At 41.8% G+C, this 24,135-nt stretch carries 18 protein-coding genes; 10 read left to right on the top strand and 8 right to left on the bottom strand.

Annotated elements, in window-relative coordinates:
- Window positions 1–118: 118 nt before the first annotated feature.
- From ACYQ2C_RS10125 to ACYQ2C_RS10100, 6 genes are all read right to left on the bottom strand, one after another.
- Window positions 119–526, bottom strand: coding sequence for a hypothetical protein (locus ACYQ2C_RS10125; protein ID WP_460047801.1), 408 nt, complete (start codon window positions 524–526; stop codon window positions 119–121).
- A 765-nt stretch (window positions 527–1,291) separates the two neighbouring features.
- A complete protein-coding gene (locus tag ACYQ2C_RS10120; RefSeq protein ID WP_460047802.1) occupies window positions 1,292–2,368 on the bottom strand; it encodes a 3-deoxy-7-phosphoheptulonate synthase in 1,077 nt (358 codons plus the stop codon).
- 210 nt (window positions 2,369–2,578) lie between these two features.
- Window positions 2,579–6,061, bottom strand: coding sequence for a UvrD-helicase domain-containing protein (locus tag ACYQ2C_RS10115; RefSeq protein ID WP_460102082.1), 3,483 nt, complete (start codon window positions 6,059–6,061; stop codon window positions 2,579–2,581).
- The gene (locus ACYQ2C_RS10110; RefSeq protein ID WP_460102080.1) at window positions 6,058–8,841 is read right to left on the bottom strand and encodes a PD-(D/E)XK nuclease family protein; all 2,784 of its coding nucleotides are present in this window, start codon (window positions 8,839–8,841) and stop codon (window positions 6,058–6,060) included. Before ACYQ2C_RS10110 ends, ACYQ2C_RS10115 begins: the two co-directional genes overlap by 4 nt.
- A gap of 115 nt (window positions 8,842–8,956) precedes the next feature.
- On the bottom strand, window positions 8,957–9,877 hold the full coding sequence (gene murI / locus ACYQ2C_RS10105; protein ID WP_460102078.1) for a glutamate racemase: 921 nt from the start codon (window positions 9,875–9,877) through the stop codon (window positions 8,957–8,959).
- Window positions 9,878–9,894: 17 nt separating this feature from the next.
- On the bottom strand, window positions 9,895–10,326 hold the full coding sequence (locus ACYQ2C_RS10100) for a tetratricopeptide repeat protein (protein ID WP_460102076.1): 432 nt from the start codon (window positions 10,324–10,326) through the stop codon (window positions 9,895–9,897).
- Between the two features lie 231 nt (window positions 10,327–10,557).
- Here ACYQ2C_RS10100 and ACYQ2C_RS10095 point away from each other — a divergent pair, with 231 nt between their 5' ends.
- Complete coding sequence (locus ACYQ2C_RS10095) at window positions 10,558–11,010, top strand: DUF2489 domain-containing protein (RefSeq protein ID WP_460102073.1); 453 nt, start codon at window positions 10,558–10,560, stop codon at window positions 11,008–11,010.
- A 185-nt stretch (window positions 11,011–11,195) separates the two neighbouring features.
- On the opposite strand, the gene trmA is transcribed toward ACYQ2C_RS10095, so the two are convergent.
- A complete protein-coding gene (gene trmA, locus ACYQ2C_RS10090) occupies window positions 11,196–12,320 on the bottom strand; it encodes a tRNA (uridine(54)-C5)-methyltransferase TrmA (RefSeq protein WP_460102071.1) in 1,125 nt (374 codons plus the stop codon).
- 184 nt (window positions 12,321–12,504) lie between these two features.
- Complete coding sequence (locus ACYQ2C_RS10085) at window positions 12,505–12,762, bottom strand: HNH endonuclease (RefSeq protein ID WP_460102069.1); 258 nt, start codon at window positions 12,760–12,762, stop codon at window positions 12,505–12,507.
- A gap of 402 nt (window positions 12,763–13,164) precedes the next feature.
- On the opposite strand from ACYQ2C_RS10085, the gene ACYQ2C_RS10080 reads away from it, so the two are divergent.
- The 9 genes from ACYQ2C_RS10080 (at window position 13,165) to ACYQ2C_RS10040 (ending at window position 24,117) form a co-directional block, all read left to right on the top strand.
- The gene (locus tag ACYQ2C_RS10080) at window positions 13,165–14,415 is read left to right on the top strand and encodes an OprO/OprP family phosphate-selective porin (protein WP_460102067.1); all 1,251 of its coding nucleotides are present in this window, start codon (window positions 13,165–13,167) and stop codon (window positions 14,413–14,415) included.
- Window positions 14,416–14,640: 225 nt separating this feature from the next.
- On the top strand, window positions 14,641–15,633 hold the full coding sequence (locus ACYQ2C_RS10075; protein WP_460102064.1) for a Bug family tripartite tricarboxylate transporter substrate binding protein: 993 nt from the start codon (window positions 14,641–14,643) through the stop codon (window positions 15,631–15,633).
- The gene (locus ACYQ2C_RS10070; RefSeq protein WP_460102062.1) at window positions 15,630–16,070 is read left to right on the top strand and encodes a tripartite tricarboxylate transporter TctB family protein; all 441 of its coding nucleotides are present in this window, start codon (window positions 15,630–15,632) and stop codon (window positions 16,068–16,070) included. Before ACYQ2C_RS10075 ends, ACYQ2C_RS10070 begins: the two co-directional genes overlap by 4 nt.
- A gap of 2 nt (window positions 16,071–16,072) precedes the next feature.
- Window positions 16,073–17,602, top strand: a complete 1,530-nt coding sequence (locus ACYQ2C_RS10065; protein ID WP_460047822.1) for a tripartite tricarboxylate transporter permease — start codon at window positions 16,073–16,075, stop codon at window positions 17,600–17,602.
- A 139-nt stretch (window positions 17,603–17,741) separates the two neighbouring features.
- Window positions 17,742–18,227 (top strand): acyl-CoA thioesterase, encoded by a 486-nt coding sequence (locus ACYQ2C_RS10060; protein ID WP_460047824.1) that lies wholly within the window; start codon window positions 17,742–17,744, stop codon window positions 18,225–18,227.
- 510 nt (window positions 18,228–18,737) lie between these two features.
- Window positions 18,738–20,342 carry a sensor histidine kinase gene (locus ACYQ2C_RS10055; RefSeq protein ID WP_460115676.1) on the top strand — a complete coding sequence of 535 codons (1,605 nt, stop codon included), beginning with the start codon at window positions 18,738–18,740 and terminating at the stop codon, window positions 20,340–20,342.
- A complete protein-coding gene (locus ACYQ2C_RS10050; protein WP_460102056.1) occupies window positions 20,339–21,028 on the top strand; it encodes a response regulator in 690 nt (229 codons plus the stop codon). The genes ACYQ2C_RS10055 and ACYQ2C_RS10050 overlap by 4 nt, the downstream gene beginning before the upstream one ends.
- 812 nt (window positions 21,029–21,840) lie before the next feature.
- Window positions 21,841–23,331 carry a hypothetical protein gene (locus ACYQ2C_RS10045; RefSeq protein WP_460102054.1) on the top strand — a complete coding sequence of 497 codons (1,491 nt, stop codon included), beginning with the start codon at window positions 21,841–21,843 and terminating at the stop codon, window positions 23,329–23,331.
- A 24-nt stretch (window positions 23,332–23,355) separates the two neighbouring features.
- Window positions 23,356–24,117: a hypothetical protein gene (locus ACYQ2C_RS10040; RefSeq protein ID WP_460102052.1), complete on the top strand. Its 762-nt coding sequence runs from the start codon at window positions 23,356–23,358 to the stop codon at window positions 24,115–24,117.
- Window positions 24,118–24,135 lie beyond the last annotated feature (18 nt).

The raw sequence follows: 24,135 nt of genomic DNA, 5'->3' as shown, positions 1-24,135 counted from the left end.
TGTGTGCTTTTCTTCACGGCAGAAATCACTAGGCTAACGTTTTGCGTATTTATACGTGCAAATGTGAGAGTGCTTTTTTGGGCTGATATGATGTTGGTGTTAACGATAGTTTTACGATCTATTCGTCTTCGTCGTCACCAAAATCTTCCGCATTGATGCTTCTAAAAAACAATGCTTCCAAATATTCGATGTGCGATGCGCCTGCGCGTGATTTGGGTCGGCTGAGCGTTGGGCCTGCGGGAGTCCACTCTATGCTAAAACGACGATAAACACGTTTGCCTTGCGGATTGAAATGAACTGAAATGATTTCGGTGTTGGAGTCTTCAAGCAAAATATCGTCGCTTAAAAAAACAACCAACTCTCTGAGTGCTTTGGTCTTGTCGATCTGTTGCGCGCTAACGATAAAAACATAATCACGACCCAATTCTCTGGCATATCTAAGGCAAATTCCGTCGGGTTCTAATGGATTTAGAAAGCCTTCTGACAGATTGCTTTGATTGTACAGCGGATTGCTCCAGTCGATCATGATGTAGAAATGCCTAGTTGAATAACTTGTGAATAAGTTTGTGGTTTAAATTTAAAAAATCAAGTTGTTAACATTCTAAAATTCGAATATGTCTTGCTTATTACTTAATTACTGTATCAATAAGCCAAAGAAATAACCATAGCGAATATGTGAAGCTCTGCAAAACTTGCAGGGTCTAACTAAAAAACCGATCGGTTTTTCAAAATAATTTACACCTATGGAGATTTTGTTTAAACGTTTTGGCTTTTTTATGATGTAAATATAGTAAAAGGTTATATTAAAAATATATATATCATCTTTTAACTATTTCAATATTGTTTCTGAGTGTATAGAAAGCTTCCAATTGGGCTGTGGATAATTAATTGGCGCAGTAATATACATTCAATATAAAGTGTAGAGGATTTTTTACGTTTTAACTTCCTGTAAGAATCTTTTCTTTGTGCGAATTAGCAAAACACGAAATCGATTTAAAGATCGATAAATTTTGTCTTCAAAATAATTTTAAACAGTCTGACTACTTATATTAGGCGTTCAATTTGATGTCTGGATATCGGATGTAACGCAAAACAGGATAGATTTTGAATGGGCGAGAGCTTTTTGATGATACAGCCGATAGCGCTGTGCTTGGATTTAAGAAAGCGGAATGCAAAAAAAGCACGTGTAACACGTGCTTTTTAGCAGGAAGTAAACGAATTTTTGACGACTCGGCAAGCCTCACCGCCACTATTAATCAATTATGTCTAATCAATTATGTCGTCTTGATGATCAATTGTTTCGTGTTGGCAAAATATCTTTTAGCGCCTTATCCATATCGGTCAAGCAGGTAACAGTGGTATCCCAATCGATACACTTGTCGGTTACAGAAACGCCGTAGGTTAATTGCGATAAGTCTTCAGGAATTTTTTGACTGCCGGGGCCAATGTTACTTTCGATCATCAAACCAATGATTGATTTGTTGCCTTCAACAATTTGATTGGTCGCGTTTTCAATAACCAGCGGCTGTAATTCGTGGTTTTTGTTGGAGTTAGCATGGCTACAATCGATCATGATGTTCGGTTGAATACCTGCGGCTTCTAGTTCATTTTCACAAATGTTTACGCTTACCGAGTCATAGTTAGGCTTATCGTTTCCGCCGCGCAACACAACATGCCCATAGGCATTACCACGAGTATGAATAACGGCAACCTTACCTTCGTTGTCGATGCCCAAAAATCTGTGTGGATTAGCGGTAGATTGCAGTGCGTTGATAGCAACAGTCAGGCTGCCGTCGGTACCGTTTTTAAAGCCCACTGCCGAAGAAAGGCCACTGGCCATTTCGCGGTGAGTTTGCGATTCGGTCGTACGCGCACCAATGGCCGACCAGCTAATCAAATCTTGCATGTACTGTGGCGAGATGGGATCAAGGGCTTCGGTGGCGGTTGGTAGGCCAAGCTCGGCGATATCCAATAAAAGCTTGCGACCAATGTGCAAACCTTCATCAATTTTAAAAGAATCGTTCAGATACGGGTCGTTAATTAAACCTTTCCAGCCAACGGTGGTACGTGGCTTTTCAAAATACACACGCATGACAATCAATAGTGTGTCTTTTACTTGCTCTGCCAAGTCTTTTAAACGACGGGCATAGTCCATTGCGGCGTCAACGTCGTGAATAGAGCACGGGCCCACAACGATCATGATGCGTGGGTCTTTACGGTCAAGTATGTTTCTTACGGCTAAACGTCCGGCAGCAACAGTTGCGGCTGCTTTGTCGGTCAATGGGAGTTTAGCTTTGATTTCCTGCGGGGTAATTAGCACTTCTTGGGAAACCACATTCAAATCGTTTATTTCTTGTTCTTGGCTCATAATCGCGCCTGTCTGTAATTCAATGAAATCGGTAAAGCATTTGCTTTGAGTTAGTGGTGTTTATTTTAACGATATCAAGGTGTACTCACTTCCAAGTGTAACCGTACGATCTTGTTTAAATATTCATCTTTCAAAGCATGTCTCGATTGTAATCTATTCAGGCGACAAAATTTAACCCCAGAGACTTAATTTATCGCATTATTCTTTCACTTATTCGGAGATTTCTTGCAGTAAATCTAGGCTTGGGAAATAAAGTGCAACCTTAACCGGTGTTGAGTCGATAGCGCTAAACAATCGTTTATATTGATTGAGTTGTTCGGCGTACAAATTCACTTCATAAGCAATGAATTCTTCAATGTTAGCACCGGATGCGACAGAGGCTGTTTTGTAATCAATAATCCAGCGAACTTCGCCATGTTCGTCGTGCTCGTCAATAAATGTGCGATCGATAACGTAGCTACGATTACTGTCGCAATCCATTAAAGAAAACTCACTGGCGGCATTTTTGTGGTCGCTCAAAATCCACACGCCAATTTTTGAGTTTAAGACTTTTTCACACAATGCAACAACGCGCGCGGTGAGTAGGTTCGCTTCAATGCCATAAATGGCCGATTGCATGAATTCGCGTTTAATAAACTCACGTTTCTGTTCGAGTTTTTCGATAGACCAATGTGTAATTCCCGTGTTGGCGAACATCTCCAGCATTTTGTGCGCTACTGTACCGAATGCCTGTTGCGCGGTGATATCAAAATTGAGCGGTTCCGGCAGGTTGATTTCGTCAGAATATTCATGACCACGAGAAGCCTTGAGTAGATTGTTTTTGGCAAACAAGAAGGGTTCGGTTCTTGTGGAGCGTAAAATCTTATGCCACTGAATGCTGTCTTGAACCTGCTCGGTAGGTTGATTTGACGATTCAACCAGACTTGGAGCAATGAGCTGACATTGTTTGGAGAACACCGGCCAAATGGCCGCCAATACACTGCTTGCGCCGGGAGATTTCATTTCACCGGCTTCGGTGAGTTTAATATTGGCTAATAGATGTAAGCTTTTTATTGCCCGAGTACAACCCACGTACAGCAAACGCACCGACTCAAAATAATTCTTGGCTTTGGCCTCTGATCGTAAATAATCGTACAGCGTGTTAGCGCCGCTGTCGTTACTTTCGTCGGTTGGCGAATCAAAACCGCTTAGGCCAACCTCGGGTAGTGGCGCCATCAATAACAGCTCATCACCATCGATACTGACGGAGTTGCTCCACAGCAGTAACTCCTTGTCGTCGGATTTTGGCGTTTTGTCCAGTGATGGAATGATCACGTGATCAAACTCCAAACCCTTAGATTTATGAATCGTCATGATTTGTAAGTTAGGATCGGCGTCTTTCGCAGTATTGGCGTAAAGATGCTCAATACCCAGCTCAAAGCCTTGCCAATCGCTGATTAATCCGCCTTGATCAAATTTTTCCAGCAGCTGCCAATAGGTTTCGGCGTTATCTAGGTCGCTGGCTTCAATGCAGTTTTCGCCGCCACCAAGCGCGATCCAAGTCGATTCTACCCAGTGCCTTAAGGTGCTGCGTCGGCGCAACTGCCACCGATTGCGAATTACCTTGGCGATAAGGCTTAGTTTCGCTTTTGAGGATTCTTCCAACGCAATGGATTCTATTCGCTGTTCATCGAGCAATAAACTCAGTACTGAGGTCAACGCGTGCTCTTCTATACTGGCGCGAATACTCAGCAGGTCTTGTGGTGACAGTGCGCACCAAGGTGCTCTTAAGAGTGAAAACCACGCTAAATTGTCGTCGGGTATCAAGAGTGCGCGAGTGAGACTGATTAGATCGGTCACCACCATACGTTGTTTTAACGCTTCAATTTCGGTGGCTTGGCCTTTAAATCCCGCTTTTAACAGGTGACGCTGAATTTCCGCCAAGTGCGAGCGGCTGCGTACCAAGATTGCGATGCTGTCATCGGGTTTTTCTTTTTTCAGTTGGCTGACCAAATCAACCACGGTTTTGGCTTGCGGTAACTGATTGTTGGTTTCTTCCGAATCAATGGCGTGGGCGTAGCAGTGCACGGCTTGATAAACTCGCGCAACGGAATCTAAGGTGAGTTCATAAAACGCAGTTGCTTGGTTGTAACTTACCGCGCCTCGGCTGATGTCATCTTGTGCTGGAAACGCGCGCGTAAAGGTTTCATTTACCCAACCGACGATTTCGGCACAGCTGCGAAAGTTGGTGGTTAGCGCTTGGGCCGACAGTGGCAGATGAGCGAGACCGTGTCTGCGCGCTTCCAAAAATAAGCTTACATCGGCGCCGCGAAATCCATAACACGACTGCATACCGTCGCCGACAAAAAATAAGGTTTTGCCGTCGCCGTTTTGCCACTCGTTAGTCAGTTGCTTTAACAATTGCCATTGTACATGCGAGGTATCTTGAAACTCGTCCACCAAAATGTGTTGCAGGCGATAATCCAGTTTAAGCAGAGTATCACTGTAGGTGCCGTCGCTGTCTGGGCTTAACGCATCCAGAGACGCTTGGGCCACTTCAACAAAATCCACGGCACCTTGTTGGCCAAACAAAATTTTTAAATGACCCACAACCAAGGGTAAAACCTGCGTTAGGTTATCCAAAAATTGCCACTGTCGTTGGCTGAATTCGGCACTCGGTAAGTTGCGTACGCGCTGTAACAGTTCGGTTAATTCCGGTATTTGTTGCAGTTCATCAATGATGGCTTTTAATCCGGCTTTGCGCTCAACATTGATCGGATCCTTGCCCGCAGGCAAGCCCATGTTTTTATCAAAACGTTTTCGCCATTCACCTTTTTGCGTTAGTAACAGTTCTGTGATGGCTCGCCATTGCAGTAGATGATCTTCGTCTGCTTCAGGCAGATCAACGCAACCGGCGAGTTCGGTAATCACCGAATCGCTGTTACTGGCAATTAATTGGCTGCCGCAAAAATCGGCAATCACGGCTAAATCGCTACCGTGTTGCCAAAGTTTTTCTTGGGTTATCGCCAACTGATCGCGAACTAAGGTGCGGGTATTGTCTTCTAAGGCTTCGCGTTGATTACGTGCGTGCAGCAATAAATTCAGCCATTGATCACGTTTACTCAATAATTGGCAGAGTAGGTTTTCAAGCTTTAGGGTGTCGCCATCAAGACTGTTAATTAATTCCGATAACGGTTGTTGGTATGGCGAATTGCTGCGCTCAAGCCACAATAATGCTTCTTGAGCCGCCTCGCGATACACAGTCTCGGGATATTCAACGGTATTTAATTCTGCACCCAATCGAGCTTCTAACGGCAATTGCTGGGTGATTGATCGGCAAAATCCATCAATGGTGGTGATTTTTAAGCGACCGGGGTTTTCAAGTAATTGCCAATGGTGCTTTTTATCTTGCTCAATAACGGCTTGCGCTAAACGCCAGGTTTGCGCTTGGTAACTGGGGGTATCCTCGTTAAGTCGATGGCATTCGTGCAGGGCACCTAAAATTCGGGCACGCATTTCGGCGGCGGCTTTACGGGTAAAGGTAATGCACAAAACTTCTTCGGGTGTTTTGGCCACCGCCAGCAAGGCAAGTGCACGTTGCGTGAGTAGACTGGTTTTACCCGAGCCTGCGGGCGCGGTAACCACAAACGATTGGCTGATATCCAAGCAGGCATTACGTACCTGTGCATCTTCAGGAGTTTTTACAACACTCATGGATTTTCTCCCTTAGATACCCAGCTTGGGCTTGTCTGCCATAAACCGAGCAGCGATTCTTTTTCGCCGCAACGATTAAAACTCAAATAATCGTCTTGGTATTGGCTGAGTTTATTCTCGTAAAAATGATTGTGATAAATTCCGGCGGTAAATTCGTCACACAGTAATCCCAACTCCGTTTGCCACAGGCTGGTTAAGGCTTCTATATCGGGTATTTTATCACCGTCGGCAATTTGCACACCTTGAATGTGAATGCCTTCGGCGGCAATACCTTTAAATTCAAGATTTTTTGCATTCACTGCCGCAAACGCAATGGCAGAGGCTTGTGGTTGGTGCAATAAAAAATACAACGGCATTTGTGGTTGGCTGGGGCGTGGTTGCAACCAAGTGTTGGTACTCGGCAAGCTTCCCGATTTATAGTCGATTAATAAAATCTTTTCGCCGATGGTATCGATGCGGTCGATTCGTAAATTAAACTCAAGATGATTGAAAACCGTTTTTACTTTTACCTCACAACCAATTACCGAAAAGTCCGGTCGCGATAATTCCAGTTGCAGCCAGTGATAAATTAATTGGCTTTGGCGTTGTTTTTCTAATTTACGAAATTCGGTGCTTAAAAATCCAAGGTGATTTTTTTGCTGATCTATGGCTTTTTCAACGTTTTGCGAAATTAAAGCAATGAGCTTGTCATCATGATAAGTTGCTAGGGTTTCTTTATTTTCGAGCGTTTCCCAAATTAACGCCAAGGCATCGTGAGTAATTTGCCCGCGCACCGCAGGGCTTAAATGTGTTTCGGCATCGTTAATAGGATTAAGACCTAAACGAAATCTTGCAAAAGCATTAAACGGTTGAATGGCTTGCCATTGCAGCAGTGATGTACTGGCGCGATGGGGTTCAGAAATATCCAAGGGTTGAGGGTCTTCGCAATTAATCCATTGAAAAGAGCGTTGATCAAATAATTGCATCATTGCCGATTTAAACGGCGTTATAAGCGTTTTTTCTTGGCTGTTTTCTGAGTGATCGGCAAATAAATCCAACGATTGCATATCTGCTAATTGTTCTGGCTTTTCATTGTGAGTAGGTAATGAGAATTCCGAGGCGGTGGTTTCTACAATTAATCCGCTCGGATTTAATTCGCAGTCACCATCCCACTGGGCAGAGCTGATGACAACCGAGTTGGCACAGGCTAAATACCGATGGGTTAATGATTTTGCGTATGCGTGTTCCCGTTCAGCGGTAGCGTTCGGCAGTTGATACTGCCGTTGTAGATCCATCGGTAGCAGCGGATTGGGGTTGGGCGCTGCGGGCCAGGTTTGATCATCCAGTGATAATACCCAGCAATAATCAAAGTTGAGTCCGGCGGCTTCTAGGGCACCCAAAATTTGAATGGGTGTATCTTTGCCTTGAGCTTGGAAGGGCGTGGTTAATAACAGCTGCGATAATTGCGTTAAAAATTGCGAGAAGGTAAAGGTTTCTTCGAGCAAATCCCACTGACGACACGATTGCAGAACTTCCTGAAATTGATCGACCTGTTGATATTCCATGGAATCTAAACGACGTTCACCCGGCCAGCCTAATAAACTCAGTTGTTCAACAATAAATTCAACCCAGCGTTTGGCGGTGAGTTTATTGTCGGCGCGCCTAAATAATTGATCGGCATCGATTAATAATTGCGTAATTGAGTGCGTATCGTCTGAAAAATAATAACGTACATCGTTGGCCGATAATTCTGTTACACAGGCTTTATGAATTTTTTCTTGAGTTACTAAAGCGAGCCCCGGAAATTTGTTTATTTGCCAAAAAGGTGAATTTAAAAGATTTAACATATCGGCGGCGGGTTGTTTGCCGATATTCAAACGCAGCAATCGCAGAGCGTCGTAAATTGCCGGAGTCGAGCCTAATGGTGTTCCCGCTGAAAAGTTAAAGGGTAGAGCGTAGCGGGGTTCGGTAATGTTAAATGCGTGGCTTTCAAATACTTCGGTAAAAATACGTTCTACCTGAGTTTTGGTTTGCCCAAGCTTTGGTGAAATTATGCCAATTTTAGTATCAAGATTATTTTCTAGAAGGTTTTTTGCCCAAAGCGCCGCAGCAATAATTTCGTCTTCGCGGCTGTTAAATTCGTGGCGATTAATTATCCCGGTAGTATTGTTCGTGGGTTGATGATCAATAAGCTCTGCACAGGCGGATTGCAACATGCTTAGCGTTAAGGGTGCGATATCATCAAAACCAATTAAATGTATTTTTGCCGATGATTTAATTAAACCGTCTTTAAAGGCGCGACGAATGTGCTCTTGCAGGTTTTCGGCGCTTAACCAATTGTTTTCTTCAAGCGTTTTTTCAAACTCGTTAAACCAAGTCCAAAACGGAAACTGCTGAGCGTTGCGATTAAACTCTGGTAATTTTTCGTCGTCAATTTCCCACAATTTAAGGCTGCGGTAGGCAGAATCTGCCTGAGAACTTAAGTGTTCCGGCTTTGCCATTGGCATGGTATCAATGTGCTTAGCAATAATTTTTCGCCACAAGAGTTCGCGTTGCAGTTTTGAGATCACAATCTTTGTGGAGAAATTGTCGTCCAGCATTTGCAATTGTGAATGAGTACGATTGATCCACTGCGGCAAGCTAAAAATAGTCGCGCTGATGGCAACTTTTTGGCCGTTTTGGCGAAGTTCATCTGCATAGGCTTGGCGCATAGCTTCGCTGATACGAGCGTTTACGGTAATAAATACTTCTGCGTTTACAATTGCTTTTAAATAAGGTTGTATCTTAAAAAGATTCGCCAAAATGGATTCCGTCGCAGGTTAAAAATGAGTGAAATATTCCGTTAAAATGTTTGAATAATGGAAAACTCATCAATGAGTTTTAGGTGTTTTGTTAACCGCGGTATCATCAGGACGGTTATTGATTAACAACAGACCAGCTCTCGCCAAACCAATCGCTAAGGTAATTCAATAAGCTGGGTAAATTCTGCGGTTGAGCACTAAATAGGCTTCGATAATTGGGTTTGGTTTGTAATTCTGTAGGCGCTTGCAGGTTAAATTCGTGATGCAGTAAATACTCAACACGTCTTGCAATGGCCTTGGATGAATCTACCCAGTGTTTAACCTCGGGCAATAGTATTTGCAGTTCGGCTTTCACCAGCGGGAAGTGTGTACATGCCAGAACCACGGTATCCATCCCTGTATTTTGCGCGGTAATTAAGGGTTGCAACTCGTCAATCAGATGCGTTGGCAATTGGCTCATCGTTGTTGAGCCGTCGTCATTGGTAGAGGCCAAAAGCCCCTGTATTTTTTGCTCGGCGAACTCTACCAAACCTCGGCTGCCGCACTTGATTACCGTGCAGTCGTGGGCGAATTCCTGAATCAATGCGTCGGTATAGTCGCGGCTGATGGTGCCCGGTGTTGCTAAAAGGCCAATGGTTTTGCTGTGACTTAAGCTCGCTGCCGGTTTGATGGCGGGAACAACACCAACAATGGGTTGATGAAAACGTTGACGCACGCTCGGCAGCGCAATGGTGCTGGCGGTATTGCAAGCAACCACAATCAGATCCGCCGAACAAGCTTTTTGAAAGGCGTGCAAAATATAGTCAATGCGCTGTACTAATTCGCTTTCGGTTTTGGTTCCGTAGGGGAATTCCTGATTATCTGCGGCGTAGACAATATCAACGTAGGGTAAATGCTCCACCAAAGCCTGTGCGATGCTTAAACCACCTACGCCGGAGTCAAATACCAACACCGTGGGAGAGCGCGCCGGTGCTGGAGCTTTTCCCTCAGGGGATAGCTTTTTGCAAGAGGCATCAAATTCAAACGGAGTTTCCATAGACGTTCGCTACTTGGCTATCCAATCAAATCCCGAATCGATGCGAGGTATCTGCTGGGCTCCTTCTCAAACAGCTTGGTACCGCCGTGTTGATAGGCTTTAAGCAGCAGTTTACGGGCTTTGCTTAGTTGTTCGGTATCCAATAACGATTGGCCCAAGCGCAGGTAGATAAACGGATTGTCGTCAATGCCGCGGCAATGTAATGCCGATTCTAGGGCGTTGATGGCTTGTTCATGCTTGCCAGATTTAAAGTAGGCATCACCAATTGCCGTTAGCACCCAACCGGATTCGACGCGATCGGTTTGTGGGCTCGGCAGAGTGATCCACGCCTGATAGAACAGACGTAACGCATTGTCGAAATCGCCTTGGTCGAAATATTCGTAACCGTGGCCACAAAGTACTTTGACCTTGTCGGAAATTTCATCATTGCTGTGGAACTCGCCACTCATGGGATAATCCTGTCAGATGCTGAAGATTGTGCGTTGACCAATTCGATGCTTAAAGCACCAGTTTTTCACGCTGTTACAACGCTTGGGAATCTTAACAAAAGCCTTGCAACTGAGCTATTCATCCATGCGCTGTGTTATGCTTTGTGGGTCTATTCACTGTGACGAAAATCTCGCCAAACACAGCGGCTTTTGGTTTTTCGTTGAATATTTGAGTAATAAGGTTAGTTGTTTATGTTGTATTTGCTGATTTTGGGCATTGTCATTATCGCGGTTTTGGCGGGTGTTGCCGGTTATTACCTGTGGCAGCTAAAGAAACAAAAAGAATACCTCGCTCAGGTTGAGGCCGAACAGCAAAAAACCTACGAAGATCAGCGTAAACGCATGAACAATTCTATTCAGCGCATTGCTCAAGGTTTGCTCGCCGATCAACTCACTCTAACCGAGGCTGCTCTTAGAATTCGGGCCATGATGAATGGCCTGGGTGTTTCGGAAGAAGACAAAACCGAGTTTAAAGCCTTCTTTTTATTGGCAGAAAAAACCGAACACATCCCCATTTTAGAAGAATGGAAAGAACTCGAAAAAACCAAAAAGCGTGAATACGAAAAACAACGTTTGGCCCACGAAAAAGAGTTTGGCGATTTTGTGCGCGACGCCGCCGAAAAAATTATGGGTAAAAACTTCTAGGAACCTCTGATTAACTTATCCATGATTTAATCAGAGGACAGAAATTGAAAATGCGATTTCCAATTTCTTCACAATTTCAATCACTTACCGTTCTTGAAATTGGCGACACATCCTTGTGTCGCGAGGAACTTTAGGTTAATCAGAGTTTCCTCTAGGTTAATCAGAGGTTTTTTTGTTTATTCTGATTAATTAGAGTTTTCTTTCCGTTTTAGATAAACGCCCGACTCAATATGATCGGTGTAAGGGAATTGATCGAACAGCGCAAACTTTTCAATATTATGAGTTTGCGTGAGCGTTTTTAAATTTTCGCTCAGTGTTTCTGGGTTACATGAAATATACAAAATATGTTCGAACTGACTGCAAAATTGCTCGGTGGCTGAATCCAATCCTGCACGCGGTGGATCAACAAAAATACAGCCAAAATTATACTCGTTTAAATCAATTTCTCTTAAGCGTCTAAATTCTCTCTCGCCCGATAACGCTTGCACTAATTCTTCCGCCGATAATCTGGCAATGGTAATGTTGTTAACTTTATTGATCTCAATATTGTGATGGGCTGCCGCAACGGAAGTTTTGGCAATTTCGGTAGCCAAAACCTTGTTAAAGTTTTGCGCCAAGGGCAGGGTGAAATTACCGTTACCGCAATAAAGCTCTAATAAATCGCTATTACCCGTAAAATTCGCACTGGTTTTTACCGCCCAGGCGAGCATTTTTTCGCAAATTTTGGCGTTGGGTTGCGTAAAACCACCTTCTAGTTGTTGATAGCGATAGGATTTATCGTTGACGGTTAATTGTTCGTAGACAAAATCGCGATCTAAATTTAATTTTTGGCCACGGCTGCGACCAATAAAATCCAGTTTTTCGGTGACAAGCCCACGTAAGCGTTCGCGCAGAGCAAGTGCCTCTTGCTGCCAGTCGCTCTCTAAACGCTTGTGGTAAATTAATGTAATCAACAACTCATCGATTTGCGTTGATAAAAACTCCACCTGAAAGAGCCTTCTGCGCAGCATATCGTTATTATTAATTTCGGCTAATAAAAGCGGCATCGCTTTGTTGATCAAAGCGCTCGCAACCGGAAAATTGTCTATCGTGAAGGCAGAATTCTTTTCGCCGGGCTTGTGCATGGCGTAATAACTTTGGTCGCTTTCGTGCCAAATTTTGAACTCACAACGCATGCGGTAATGACTTTTTTCAGACTCAAATATCTGCGGCTCAGGCATGTCAAAATCGGTAAACAACGCTTGAGTTGTTTGAATTTTGGTATTGAGTAATGACTCATATTGATCAGGGAAAACGAATTCTGTTGTCATGTCTGGCCGAGGTCTGCTTGTCCAAATCAGCCATTTTAACAGAAGCGGCGTGTTTTGGGATCACATAAGAGGGCGATTAAGAATTCAACGATTTACATCATTGAGACGTTTAATCGTTTTGGCAGTTTGAGCCAGATTGAAAGTGCTTTCATTGTATTGCTAAGCCTCAAGGCTTGTTGCTCTGTTATTCTCGCGGGCACTTAAAATTGTTTCGATATCTGATCACTAGCTCTAATTTTTCTTTTGGCGATTTATCGCCAAAGTATTGATTAATGATTCGGCAACAAATGACGATATTTCCATCGCCGTCTTCACCGCCTTTTGATTTGGGGATTACGTGATCTTGAGTGGCATCTTCAATTTTTAAGGGTTTGTTGCAATAAAAACAAAGGCCGCCTTGTAAAAATAATCGGCGATGGATAGCCGAAGGTTTATTTGCCATAAAGGAAACTCTGTTTGACCTATAGTTTCTCGCGATACAAGGATGTGTCGCCAATTTCAAGAACGGTAAGTGATTGAAATTGTGAAGAAATTGGAAATCGCATTTTCAATTTCTGTACTCTGATTAAATCATGGATGAGTTAATCAGAGGTTCCTAAAGTATCTTTCCTTTGTTAAGAATAACGCTGAGGTTTGTTTGATAATTCAGAAACTTTTTTTGTTGCTATTGATCCCAAGGTTTTAGCGCCAGACTTGGAGTTTTGCTCATATTGTTCATGAACAGTATAGACAAAATTACCAAAAGGGCTTAAATGCACATTAGAGCCACAAAATAGTATTCAATTTCGATCATTTGTACTCTTGCTCTCACGATAAGAATAAACATAAAACCGAGAGTTATCCGATGAAAACATTTCATACCTGTTTGGGGATGTTGCTAGCATCTTCCGCTTCTATGACTTCTTTTGCGCAAGTTGATCTTTCAAATTTAGAGGCAAGAATCGAGCAGCTCGAAAAAGAGTTGTCTGCACAAAAAGAAACTAAGAAAAAAGAACAAGAACTGCTCACCATTGGTGGTCGATTACAGCTCGATTACAACCGTTTTGATGGCGCTTACAATGCTATTAACGACGGTGAATACGGTTCGGATATTTTTCCTCGTCGTGTGCGTTTGTCTGCCGAAGGCGAGCGTGACGATTTAGATTTCACCTTAATCATGGATTTTTCTGAGGGTGACGCCGAAATTCTATTAATGCGTTTTCGCTACAACGGATTCGAAAATGGGCCAAAAATTAAATTTGGTCGAATCCGTGAAGACATTTCTTTAGACGCACTAACCAGCAGTAAAGACCTTGCATTAATTGAACGCTCTGCCTACGCAAATACCCTGTCTCCGTATTTCCGTTACGGCGTTTCTGCCTATCAAAATTTTGATTCTGGCCTGCGTTACGCGGTAGGTGTTTATAAAAACGACGCCTTCGGCTCAGACGGTAAAGATGAAACCAGCGATTTAAGCTTAGCAATTAGCTCACGTTTGACGTGGTCGAATGTATACGGCGATGGCCACGTTTTGCATTTGGGTGGCTGGCACTCTCTTCGACAAATGGATGGCGATATCTTAGGTTCGTCCTTTGCCCGTGGTGAAGTTCGTGAAACCGAAGTGCGTTTATTAAATTACTCCGCCGGTGGTGAAACCGTCGCTGTAGATCAAATTAATCAGTACGGCGTTGAATTTGGCTGGCAACGTGACGCGTTATTAATTCAAGCCGAATACGGCGAGCGTGAAATCGAAACCTTAGATTCTAGTTCACCCTTAGATGGTGAAACCTACGAAGGTTATTACGTTCAAGCCAGCTATTTTTTAACGGGCGAATCCCGTAGGTTTTCAAAAGGCAGTGCTAAATGGGGTTCACCCAAGGGTGTAAGCAAAGCTTGGGAAGTTGCCGCTCGATTCACTTCGTTTGATGCCAGCAGCGATACCCAAGGTACCGAGCTAGGTACCTTTAGTCTAGGTGCTTCTTATTATCTTAATTCTGATGTTCGATTCATGCTGAACTACGTTCACAGTGAAGTCTCCGGGCCGGGAGCTTCAGCGTTAGTGGGTAGTGAAGACGAAGGCGATGCAATTACCGCTCGCATTCATTACGAATTTTAAACCTTGGCGACTTTTGATTAACTCAAATTTGAGTTAATCAGAAAACAGAAATTGAAAATACAATTTCCAATGCTTTCTTTTAAAGAGTCCTGGGTGCCTGTTAATCGTTTTTACATCCTTTAATTAAATCAGGCATCGTCCCGCTGATTGCAGTTTTTGAACTGCATAGGTTTATCGCAGCTATTAGCCATTAAAGCTGGCTAATAAGAAATATAAGGATAATAAATGATGAAGAAATTCACTCTTAAACGCGCATTACTTGCAGCGGTTATTTCCGGTTTGTGTTCGCAATCAGTTTTTGCTTTTGAACAAAGTCGTTCGGTGGATTGTATCGCACCGGCGGCGCCCGGTGGTGGTTGGGATTTTACCTGTCGTACCATTGGCAAAGTAATTACCGATTTAAAATTAATTGACGGTGCCGTACAAACTAACAACATGCCAGGTGCTGGGGGCGGTGTTGCTTTTGCCCATGTGGTTGGTAAGCGTAAAAAAGACGATGCCTTAATGGTGGCATCCAGTACGGCAACGGTTACACGTTTAGCGCAACGTCAATTTGCCGGTATGGACCCAGAACGTGTGCGTTGGGCCGGTGCCGTTGGTGCCGATTTTGGTGTCATTGCGGTGGGTAAAAATTCGCCGTTTAATACGCTTGAAGATTTAATTGCTGCCATGAAAGCCGACGCTAATTCTGTAAAATTTGCGGGTGGTAGTGCTGCTGGCGGTTGGGATCATTTAAAAGTATTGATGGCGGCAAAATCTGGCGGTGTTACCGATTTAAAACACATTTCTTATTTGGCATTTGCCGGCGGTGCTGAGGCGTTAACGCAAGTGGTTGGCGGTCATATCTCAGCGTTTACCGGTGATGTTTCCGAAGTAATCGGCTTTTTGGAATCCGGTGATTTAAAAGTGTTAGCCGTGTTATCGGACGAACGTCTGCCTGCGCCTTTAGATCATCTACCAACGGCAAAAGAACAAAATATTGCTGCGGTTGCACCTAATTGGCGTGGTTTTTATGTACCTAAAGATATTTCTGATGAGGCTTATCAATGGTGGGTAACCAGTCTTGATCAGGTATACGCCAGTGAACAATGGCGAGAAGTTATGCGCAAAAGCGGATTAATGCCGTTTCATAAAACCGGCGAAGAATTTAAAACCTTTGTTGGTGAACAAGTACAAGAAATTCGCGCGATTTCAACCGAAGTAGGATTAATTCGATGAAGGGCGATCGCATTCTTGGCGTAGTCTTATTGATTATTGCATTTGTGTACGGCTGGGAAGCCGTACATTTTCCCGAGCCTTTTGGCGGTGCCGAAACCGTTGGCCCGGAAACCTTTCCAATTATGTTATCGATTATTCTCGGCATTAGCAGTATTTATTTATTAATAAAACCCGATGCCGATAGCGACTGGCCGGGTGTTGCAATGTTGTTGCAATTGCTGTTCGTAATTATTGCCTTAGCAATATTTACCGCGTTGCTTGAACCGGTTGGTTTTATTCCAGCAACAATATTTGTGGTGAGTTTTTTGTGCTGGCGAATGGGTTCTAAACCCGTGCCTGCTTTAACAACCGGTGTTTGTTGCGCGTTATCGGTGTTTTTACTGTTTAACTTTGTGCTGGACTTACATCTGCCTGCAGGAATTTTGGAGTTTGGCTGATTATGGAAACACTCGATTTTTTACTTCAAGGTTTTGCCGTTGCCTTAACGTTTGAAAACCTCATGTTTGCCGCACTCGGTGCGCTGTTGGGCACACTGGTAGGAGCACTACCGGGCCTTGGCCCTGCTAACGGTGTAGCGATATTAATTCCCTTGGCCTTTGGTATGGGGCTTTCGGCAGAGGCTTCGTTAATTTTATTAACCTCTGTTTATGCCGGTGCAATGTACGGTGGTCGCATCTCCAGTATTTTATTAAATATTCCCGGTGACGAACCGGCCATGATGACCTGCTTAGATGGGCATCCTTTAGCGCTTAAAGGTAAGGCAGCAGAATCTCTAGCAATTTCAGCCATTGCTTCTTTTATAGGCAGTTTTTTGGCCACCATAGGTTTGGTAATTTTAGCACCGTGGTTAGCACGCTTTGCACTTAAATTTGGGCCAGCGGAATATTTCGCGTTATTTACTCTTGCCTTTGCAACCTTGGGCGGTATTACCGGTAAAAACCAATTCAAAACCGTTATTGCAGCGTGCATTGGTTTAATGATCGCCACTGTTGGTATCGATTTAAGTACGGGTAACCAACGTTATACCTACGATATTTTAGAATTGTACGAAGGAATCGATTTTATTATCGCTATTGTTGGTTTATTCGCTATTAGTGAACTGCTGGTGTTTATCGAGAAACACTCCAGTGAAGGTTTAAAACGAGTTGTTCTTAATAAGCTTAAATTAACCGCTGCCGATATTATTGGCATATTGCCCACCAGTATTCGTGGTTCGGTACTGGGATTTATTGCTGGTGTATTGCCGGGTGCTGGTGCGTCTTTGGGCAGCTTTATCAGCTACACTCTAGAAAAGCGAATTATTGGTGACAAAGGTCATTTTGGTGAGGGCGACCCACGCGGTATTGCTGCACCAGAAGCGGGTAATAACGCAGCTGCCAACGGTGCCTTGGTGCCTATGTTGACCTTGGGTGTGCCGGGTAGTGGTACCACTGCGGTTTTGTTAGCCATGTTAGTTTCATTGAACATACAACCCGGCCCAATGTTGTTTACCCAAAATGCCGATCTGGTGTGGGGTGTTATCGCTGCATTATTCGTTGGTAACTTAATTTTATTATTAATGAACATTCCAATGGTGGGTGTGTTTGTTAAGTTGTTGAGCGTACCACCAAAATATTTAATGCCGATTGTGACTCTTATTGCATCGGTAGGGATTTACGCAATCAGTAACAGCGCTGTAGATCTATTCTTTATGATTGGATTTGGTGTTTTAGGTTACATTTTGCGCAAGCTAGAGATCCCATTAGTACCCATTATTCTAGGAATGCTTCTGGGACCCGAAATGGAAAAAAGCCTTCGCCATGCGCTAACACTGTCTAACGGTGATTGGAGTGTGCTTTGGTCGAGCAGTCTTGCGGTTGGAATTTGGACACTGGCCGTGGTTGGTTTAATTACGCCTTATATTCTTGGGCCAATTCTACGTCGCAAAATGACAAAAGAAGCGGAAAAAGTACAAATTACCGAAAGCTAGAGTGCTTTTAAGTAGTATGTTTAGACAGGTTTTTAACAAAATTCTGAAAATATTCGTTTGGCTATTCAATTTTGGTACAACGATTGTAGGATTTGTCGTATAAGTTTTCATGACTGCGTGTTCAATTGGAGAAGTAGCTATGGCAGGAAAAGAAAGACAAGTCACCCTACGTTTTTTGGCCGAACCGACGGATGTGAATTTTGGCGGAAAAGTGCACGGTGGTGCAGTGATGAAATGGATCGACCTTGCGGCCTATGCTTGTGCTGCTGGTTGGAGCGGTCGTTATTGCATTACCGTATACGCTGGTGGTATTCGCTTTGTGCGTCCTATTATGGTGGGCAGCCTTGTGGAGGTAGACGCAAAAGTGATTTACACCGGTAGAACCTCTATGCACATTGCATTAGCGGTAAGCGCGGGTGATCCAACTACCGATAAAAAAAGCCTAACCACGCATTGTATTGTGATTATGGTAGCCGTTGATAAAAATGGCGATCCAACACCGGTACCTGAGTGGATTCCACAAACGGAAGACGATATTTTCTTACGCGATTCGGCAATTTCATTAATGGACATGCGTAAAAAAATCAGCGTAGAAATGGAAGCACACGTAGCTGTATTAAAATAACGCATACTAAAATTACTTAAAGGTAAAAGTCAGTTGAATAATCAATTTCAACCGAATTTGAAAATCAACTGGCTCTAACAAATAATTAAGGGAACTCTGATTAACCCCCAGGTTCCTCAAGTATTTTATTTCTCTAGAAATGGAATTCACAGAATTATCAGCTGCGTCTGTTGTATAATCGTCTAATAATAATGGTTACTCTTGCTGATTTTAATGAACAAGTTGTTGTTCTAAAGATGGTTATTTAAAAGGCTGTTAATCAAAAAATGGTTGTTAATCCAAAAGTCGGTCTATAAAGATCTTCCGGTTAAATTATCTAACGATTGACCAGAGAATTTTAAGAATAATAATAAACCAGTAAAAACTCATCAAAAGTTTCTAAGTTTTTAATAATTCAGTTTTAATGATCGTTTTCATTTATTTTTTGTCTCCAACAATTGTCTAGGCCTATGGTACATGCCTATTGTGGGGTTATTTTTAGCCCCTTTTTTTAGAATTTATATTCCTACTATGAAATTATTCAGACGCTTAGAAATTTGGTTGTTGATTTGTATTTCAACCATTTGTTTATTTCAGTTGATTATGTTCGCCTACACCAGCCAGCATTTGGTTTCGACTGTAATAGAACAGCGTACTGGTCGCCAAGCATTAGCCATTGCTCAAGCGGTTGCTTCTGAGCCTAGCGTCGTTTCTGCCATGGAAGTTGGCGAGTTCTCACCACAATTAATTGAACGTTTGGATACACTACAAACCGATGCCGATTTAAGCTTTATTGTTATTGGCGATACCAACCGCATTCGAATTTATCATCCAGACCGAACGCGTATCGGTTTACAAATGCAAGGTGGCGATAGTTTGCGTGCCTTGCAGGGTGAATCTTATATTTCTAAAGCTGTTGGTTCTTTAGGGCCTTCGATTCGCGGCAAGGTGCCTATCTACAGTGCCAATAACGAGGTTATTGGCTTAGTCTCCGTTGGTGTATTACAAGAATCCGTCGAGCTCGCTGCCGGTCGCGAAAAAATACTCATTTTTGCTACCGGTTTCTTTATTTTATTGTTGGCGGTTTTTGCCGCGCAATGGATCGCCATGCGGGTGCGACGCAAATTATTTGGCTTACAGCCTGATGAAATAGGCCGCTTATACGCTGAACAAGAAGCCATGTTAAATACGGTTCGTACCGGTATATTAGCCTTAGACATTGACGGCACGGTACGCAAAATAAACCAGCGTGGCCGAGAAATACTATGCGGCTCACCTAATCTAGAATTTACGCATTTAAAAGATTTGTTGCCGCAACACGCAGAATTTTTATTAACCGACACCAGCCGATTAATTATTGGTTTTGAATTGTTCGCCAACAATCAATGGATTGTCCTTTCGCGCTTGCCTTTGCAGGTACAAGGCCAAACCGATGGTATTTTAATTAGTATGCGACCCGCGGATGAAATTGAACATCTAAGCCAACAATTGGCCAAAGTACAAGCCTTTGTCGAATTGTTACGCGTACAAACTCACGACTATTCGAATAAGCTCAATACCCTAGGCGCGTTGATTCAAATGGAAAAATACGATAAAGCGCTAGAGTTAATTGGCAATGAAAGCCGTGGTTTTCAAGATAAAATTCACGCGTTATTGCAAAATATTGAGCCACCAGTATTGGCAGCCTTAGTGTTTGGTAAATATTTAAAAGCTCGCGAATTAAATATTAATTTAGACATCAACCCAGAAAGCGAACTGAGTAATATTGACGACAAACACAAACTTGAACGCTTGGTATCCATGTTGGGTAATTTAATTGATAACGCCATAGAAGCCGTACAACGATCTGAAAATCCAGAAGGTACTGTAAGACTGAGTTTAGAAGAAGTTGGCTCGAACCTTGTGTTTGAGGTAGAAGACAGCGGTGACGGAATTAAAAACGATCAAATCGAAAAAATATTTGTGCCCACCTTTAGCTCAAAAAGTGGCGCCCAACATGGCGTTGGTATGTATTTAGTCAAAACCTATTTAAATGCCTGTAACGGAAATCTAGAAATCGCTGACTCAGATTTAGGCGGCGCGCGATTTACCTTGTACATTCCCAAAGCGTCACAGGCATTACCGGAACTATCATGAACTACTCTTGCATAATTATTGAAGACCAACCCGAAGTGGCGCAATTTTTAGCGCATTATTTAATATCCAGTGGTCGCTACAGCATCATGGGAATGGCTCACGACATGCAAACGGGTAGGGCGTTACTTGCGAATGTGCAACCCGATTTAATTTTATTGGATGTGTATTTCCCCAACGGCAATGGCTTAGACTTATTGGCAGAACTGCGCACACAAAGTATCAAAAGCGAAATTATGCTATTAACCGCAGCTCGCGAAGTACATGTATTAGAGCGCGCCATGCAATTAGGGATTTGTGATTTTTTAGTCAAACCCATTTTAATACCACGGCTCGAACAAGCGTTGGCAGACTTTGAAGCCAGACAACAACAATTATCCGGCGTTTCTGAATTAACGCAATCGGTAGTAGATACCTTTTTAAAAGCAAAAAACACCAGCGGTACCGCAAAAACCTCCGCACGACTCCCCAAAGGCGTTGATCCGCTTACCCTACAAAAAATTCGCGCTGTATTCCAGGCCGACGCCACCCAAAGCTACACCGCCCAAAAAGTTGGCGACGTCGTCGGCGTCAGCCGATCGACTGCACGCCGATACTTAGAATACCTACTAGAAACCCAAGAACTCCGCGTAGACCACACCTACGGCACCATTGGCAGACCGGAAAGATGTTATCGGTTGGGAAGTTAAAAGCTACTTTAGATGCTATATTTTGAGTTAGGAAATTCTAACTAACTTAGAGCTTTCAGCGATATACTGATGTGTAGCCAATTTCAAGAACTTCAAGTCATTGAAAATTAGAAAATAAATTCTCATATTCTCTACTCTAATTAAATCATAGAAGACTTAATCAACCTCCTGTTATATTAAGATTCTGAAATTGTTAATTTTTTACGAACTCATATTTCAGAATCAATCAGTTACGGTTTTTGGTCTCCATGCGTACATTTTAATAGTTGTGTATTCAGAAACATGATTTTTTACAAAGTCAAAAATATATAGCACCTCAGCCAAGTCGTAGTCCTTATTAGGAAGGAAAAAAGTCTAAAGATAACATTTATAATGTAGCTATCTTGAAAATTCATGCCGCTGTAGTTGGCAGTCGAAATTCTAAAACCAGTATAATTTATCATAAATGAGGATGTGGGAATATCTGGTGGGTACTTTTATTTCTTATTGATATTAAATTTTTATTTGAGATGTTTTTTTTGACAGGTGCCTCTATGAAGATTTCTTGGTTTTCGAGTTGATAGGAAAACAATAGTAGGCACTGTTTAAACTTGAAAAAATCTTATTTATCAATGCTTAATTTATTTATTTGGATTTAGTTCTAGCTTGGTGTGAGCTAGGCCTTAATTTCTATAAAACATTTTGATATGAATGTTCTTTCTTTTTAAGTCTTTAAACACTTAGATATCTCTTCTCTATGTATTATTTCAAATGTAAGCTTACAAGACTTTGTTTTTATTAACACTATGTCGTGCTGGAATTAAGGGATTGTTATGAGTACAGAATTTTGGAAAGCCAAACAGCGAAAAGACGGTAGTTGGTATTGGGAATCGTTTGATATTTATAAATTTGATGAGGATTTAAGCGACGAAATTTCGAAACAAGCAGGTATTTTCGGTAGGAGCTATCTCTCAGTCACTGATGATAAAGAGCTCACAACTCCAGAGAAAAAATTTCTTTCAGACGTAACTGATTATGTTCAAAAGCTGAGAGATTTCTATCTTACCGGCATAAGTGCTATTAATAAGAGATTGACGAAGTTAAAAGATCGAGACACAGCGGAAGATGGTCTGAAAAATATAATTACAAAATTTCGTAGAGATTGTGACGAAAAATTTAATGACTACGATAAAAAACAAAGAAGTTTGTATAAAAAATTATTTGAATGTGAGTGGGATTTAAATTTTTTTAGAAAGGAGAATAAATTATTAAATAGAATAGCTAGCTACCCTGAAAGTATGGCTGTTCATTTGTATCTTATTTATCTTGCTTTAACGATTGAAGCGTTAGCTAATGCCTTTATATTTCAAAGTATTTCCGATAGAGGTTATGTGGGTGGTGTGCTTATTGCGGGTGCAATCTCGACAATCAATGTTTTAATGTCTGTCTTGGCGGGATATTTTGGGTTAAGATATTTATTTCACGTAAATAAATTATTTAAATTTTTAGGTGCTCTATTTGTAGCGGTATGCTTTATATCTCTATCTATGTTGCATCTTTTAACCGCTCATTATCGAGAGCTTATTGAACGTGACGCAAACGCTCAAGTAATTGAAACACTGAGCAGATTCACCTCTCATCCCTTTGAAATATATGCATTCGAATCGTTTTTGTTGATTTTGATAGGCTACATAGTGACCTTTTTGGGGTTTTATAAAGGATATTCTTTAGATGACCGATATCCTGGTTATGGTAAAAGATATAGAACATTCAGATTTTTTGAGAATGAGATTAATGATCATGAAATTGAATATAAATCTAAAATTAATGATTTGAGAAGAGTTGCTGAGGAACAGATTTATAAAGTTAATAAAAATTTTAATATAATGAAATCATCTCTGAATGATTTTGAAGCTGAGATTTTGGCTTTTTATGCTTGTTGTCAAATTTATTTTAATTCCGCTTCCTCAGTTGCTGAAAAAATAATTATTACTTTTAGGAAGTCTCTTCATGAAATATCTGGAGATGCAAGTAAATTTCCAATTACTGAAGGCTTGCAATTTTCTGCTGGAGGGATGGAGAGGTTGGATCCAGAAGAAGAAAAAGAAAAAATATTGAGTGCAGTAAAATTGATTCGTACCTCAATTGATGTAGATGTAGAAAATTTTTCAGAGATGCGCCGACATTACGAAAATGAATTACAAGAATTTTATGATAAGTATACGAGCGCGAAAACATTAAATTTACCTAAAGACAATAGAAGTCGGGGTTCTAGTTCTATCGAAAATTCTGAAGTTTTTGATTCTGATGAATTGCCTGTTTAAGCGTTCGTTGAGGGTTAAAAAATCATGATTAAATTGGGAAATAAAGTATTTTGGATGTATGTTGTAGGAACTATCCCGGTATTATTTATTGGAATCTTATTGTGGTTGGAGAATAGTGTAGTCCAATTGGATGAAAACTACTGTGCTGTTGATAATTCCTATAATCATATTAGTGTAATTGTAGATAAGAGTGATAAGTGGGGTGATTCAAATATTTCCAGTATCAGGAGGCTGCTTTCTGATATTTATACCGATGTTGAAACTGGAGATAGATTTACAATATCCTCAATAACAGGTTTCGAACGGCAAACCACTGTTGTGAATAAGTTATTCGATAAATGTAATCCTGGATCAAAAAAAGATTGCAATGGTTTAATTGAAAATTGTACATATGTTCAGCGTGATTATGAGCAGCTTTTTTCAAGCAAATTGGAGGAGATTATTGAAGAATTAAAACAACCGGGTACATCCTCTTACTCTCCTTTGATAGAGACGTTATCTGAATCGGTGTATGGAACGAAAAGTTCTAATTTAACAATTCATTTTATAAGCGATTTTTTAGAGAACGGAAAAGTTTTACATTTTTACGAAGAAATCCCCCTGTCTGAAAAAATTTCTGAATACTATCCTTTAGATCATCATGGTTCAGTGAATTTTCATGGTTATATCCTAGATAGATATAGACACGAGGCTCCTTTGAGGAAAGTAATAATTGATCGTTGGGGGGAGTATTTACACTCTCAAAATGTGCAATATAACTTCACGCATTTTATTTATAGTGATTAGGTATAAAAGGACGTTCAG

It is taken from the genome of Sessilibacter sp. MAH3 (assembly GCF_054658275.1).
The sequence above is the reverse complement of the archived record's forward strand: the minus strand, read 5'-3'. Positions and strand labels throughout refer to the sequence as shown.